Origin of the sequence: Streptomyces sp. SM1, assembly GCF_002910825.1 — a bacterium.
Lineage (GTDB): Bacteria > Actinomycetota > Actinomycetes > Streptomycetales > Streptomycetaceae > Streptomyces > Streptomyces okerensis.
This window is the reverse complement of record NZ_NEUB01000704.1, coordinates 1-3,954: the sequence shown is the minus strand read 5'-3', so window position 1 is coordinate 3,954 and position 3,954 is coordinate 1. Positions and strand designations below refer to the sequence as shown.

The 3,954-nt window shown below is 74.4% G+C and carries 1 protein-coding gene; it reads right to left on the bottom strand.

What is annotated here, in order from left to right; all coding sequences use genetic code 11:
- The coding region (locus B9S61_RS19890) for a type I polyketide synthase (RefSeq protein ID WP_146064894.1) at nucleotides 1-3,954 on the bottom strand (3,954 nt) is incomplete at both ends.

The following is a 3,954-nucleotide window of genomic DNA, read 5'->3' as shown; positions in this document are numbered from 1 at the left end:
CGTCCACCGGCAACGGCACCGACGCCATCCCGCCCCGGCCCGCCAACACCCCCACCGCACGCGAACGCAGCGCCACCACCCGGGCCCCGTCCTCCAGACTCAGCCCACCCGCCACACACGCAGCAGCGATCTCACCCTGCGAATGACCCACCACCGCATCGACGGTCACACCGTAGGACCGCCACACCTCCGCGAGCGACACCATCACGGCCCACAACACCGGCTGCACCACGTCGACCCGCGCCAACAACTCCTTCGACCCCAGCACCTCCACCAACGACCACTCCACGAACGGCGACAAAGCCCGCCCACACTCCGCCATCCGACCCGCGAACACCGCCGACCCACCCAACAGCTCCGCAGCCATCCCCACCCACTGCGAACCCTGCCCCGGGAACACCAGCACCGTACGGCCGTCCACCGTGCGCCCGCCGTCCCAGGCCTGTACGTCGGCGTCGGCGTCGGCCAGTTGGTCCAGCAGGGTGCGGATTCGGTCTGCGTCGCCGATCAGGGCCTTGCGGTGCTCGAAGGACGTGCGGGCGTTCAGAGCGGAGCCGATGTCGCGGGGGTCCGCTGCGGGGCTGCCGTCGAGGTGGCGGCGCAGGCGGTCGGCCTGGGCGCGCAGGGCCTGCGGGCTCTTGGCCGACAGCAGCCAGGGCACCGCGGGCAGCGGGGTGCGGGCGACCGACGGGCCGTCGTCCTCAAAGGGGGTGTGTTCGAGGATGGTGTGAACGTTGGTGCCGCTGAGGCCGAAGGAGGACACGCCGGCCCGGTACGGGCGGTCGTGGGCCGGCCAGGGCTGCTGCTCGGTCGCGAGGGCGAGCTCGCCGCGGGTCCAGTCGACGTGGCCGGACGGCCTGCCGACGTGCAGGGTGCGGGGCACCTCGCCGTGCCGCATGGACAGCACCGTCTTGATGACCCCTGCCACGCCCGATGCCGCCTGGGCGTGGCCGAGGTTGGACTTGAGCGAGCCGACCAACAGGGGCCGGTCGGCGGACCGGCCCTGGCCGTAGGTGGCCAGCAGGGCCTGCGCCTCGATGGGGTCACCGAGGGTGGTGCCGGTGCCGTGCGCCTCCACCACGTCCACCTCGGACGCCGTCAGGCCCGCGTCCGCGAGCGCCGCCCGGATGACCCGCTGCTGCGACGGGCCGTTGGGGGCGGAGAGGCCGTTGCTGGCGCCGTCCTGGTTGATCGCCGAACCGCGGACCACGGCCAGGACGGGGTGCCCGTTGCGCCGGGCGTCCGAGAGGCGTTCCAGCAGCAGGACGCCGACGCCTTCGCCCATGCCCATGCCGTCCGCGTCGTCCGAGAAGGCCTTGCAGCGGCCGTCCTCGGCAAGTCCGCGCTGGCGGGAGAAGCTGATGAGGGCGCCGGGGGTGGCCATCACGGCGACGCCGCCGACCAGGGCGAGGGAGCAGTCTCCGCCGCGCAGGGCCCGGCCGGCGAGGTGCATCGCGACGAGGGAGGAGGAGCAGGCCGTGTCGATGGTCACGGCGGGGCCTTCCAGGCCGAGGGTGTAGGCGACCCGACCGGACACGACACTGGGGGCGCTGCCGGTGAGGAGGTGGCCGTCGCCTTCTGCCGACTGGCCGACGACGGCGGCGTAGTCGGAGTAGTTGACGCCGGTGAACACTCCGGTGCGGCTGCCGCGCAGGGCGACGGGGTCGATGGCGGCGCGTTCGATGGCTTCCCAGGTGGTTTCCAGGAGCATCCGCTGCTGGGGGTCCATGGCCAGGGCTTCGCGCGGGGAGATGCCGAAGAATTCGGCGTCGAAGTCGGCGGCGTCGTGGAGGAAACCGCCGCGCCGGGTGGTGGAGGTGCCGGAGCGGTCGGGGTCGGGGTCGTAGAGCGCTTCGATGTCCCAGCCGCGGTCGGTGGGGAAGTCCGAGACGGCGTCACCGCCTTCGGCGAGCAGCCGCCACAGGTCTTCGGGGGTGCCGATGCCGCCGGGGAAGCGGCAGGCCATGGACACGATCGCGATCGGCTCGTCGTCGGGTACGGGGACGGGCGCGGCGGCGCCCGGAGTGTCGGTGTGCGCCATGGCGGTCTGCCGGCCGAGGAGTTCCGCGCGGATCTCCTCGGCGAGGGCGGTGGACGAGGGGTGGTCGAAGATCAGGGTGGACGGCAGCCGCAGTCCGGTGGCGGTGTTGAGCCGGTTGCGGAGTTCGACCGCGGTGAGGGAGGCGAATCCCATGTCCTGGAAGGCCTTGCCGGGCCGGATCGCGTCCACTGTGGGGTGGCCGAGGACGGCGGCGGCGTGGGTGCGGACCAGGTCGAGCAGCAGGCGCCGCTGTTCGGATGTGCCGAGGGCGGCGAGCCGTTGCCGCAGCTGTGCAGCGGCGGGTGACTCGGTGTCGCCGGTCGTCGCGTCCAGGGCGCGGCGGGCTTCGGGGATGCCGGTGAGCAGCGGGCTGGGGCGGGTGGAGGTGAAGACGGGGGCGAACCGCTCCCAGTCGACGTCGGCGACGGCGAGTACGGTCTCGTCGTCGTCCAGGGCCTGTTGCAGGGCGTGGACGGCGAGGTCGGGGGCGATCCGGGGCAGGCCGTGCTGCTCCAGTTTGAACAGGTCGGCGTCTTCTCCGGCGATGCGGTCCTGCCACGGGTTCTCGGCCTGCCAGATGCCCCAGTCGACGGTGGTGGCGGTGAGGCCGCGGGCCCGGCGGTGCTGGGCGAGGGCGCCGAGGTAGGCGTTGGCCGCGGCGTAGGCGCCGTGGTCGCCGCTGCCCCAGACTCCGGCGATGGAGGAGAACAGGACGAAGGCGTCGAGTTCCCGGTCGAGGAGGGCGTCGAGGTGTTCGGCTCCGGAGGCCTTGGCGGCGACGATCTGTTCGAACGCGGACATGGGTGTGCCGTCGAGCGGTGCGAGCGCGACGAAGGCGGCGGCGTGGACGACGGCGGTGACCGGGTCGCCCGCCGTCTCCAGGCCGGTGAGCAGCGCCGCCACGTCCTGGCGGTCCGCCAGGTCGCAGACGGGCAGGGTGAGCCGTACGCCGAGGGCGTCGAGTTCGGCGGCGAGTTCGGCCGCGCCGGGTGCCTGGGGGCCGCGGCGGCCCGGCAGGACGAGGTGGGTGGCGCCTCTGCGTGCGAGCCAGCGGGCGAGGTGCGGGCCGACGGCACCGGTGCCACCGGTCAGCAGGACGGTGCCGCGGGGCTTCCAGGGCTTCGTACGGCCGTCGTTCCGGGGGGCATGGCGGAGGCGGCGGGCCAGCAGGCCGGAGGCGCGCAGGGCGAGCTGGTCCTCGCGGCCGGGGCCGATGCCGGAGGCCGTGAGGACGGCGGCGAGCCGGGTCCGGGCGCGGGCGTCGAGGTCCGACGGCAGGTCGACGAGTCCGCCCCAGCGGGCGGACAGTTCGAGCGCGGCCACCAGTCCGGTGCCCCAGACCAGTGCCTGGCGGGGGTGGGTGACCGGGTCGTCCGCGCCCGTGGACACGGCTCCGACGGTGGCGCACCAGAGGGGTGCGGTGAGGGCGAGGTCGACCAGGGCCTGGACGAGGGCGACGGTGAGGGCCGTTCCGGTGGGCAGGGCCGGGTGGTCCGGGTGGGGCCGGTCGGCGACGGCGAGCAGCGAGAGCACGCCGGTCGGAACGCGGTCTCCGAGGGCGACGGCGAGGGTGTCCGCGAGGTCCGCGCGACGGACGGCGCCGACGCCGGCTTCGGCCGTGACGACGGTGGCGCCCGCTTCGGTGAGGGCCAGGACCGGGCCGCGGACCCGTTCGTCGTCGCCGTGTCCGGCGGGCAGTACGACGAGCCAGGTGCCGGCGGCGGTGGTGGCGGCGGGCGGATCGGGCAGGGGCTGCCAGTCGATGCGGTAGCGCCAGGAGTCGATGGCGCTCTCGTCGCGCCGCTGCCGGCGCCAGTCGCGCAGGGCGGGCAGGACGGGGGCGAGGGCGTCCTCGTCGACGGCGAGGTGGGCGGCGATCTCGGCCGGGGCCTCGTGGTCGACCATGTGCCAGA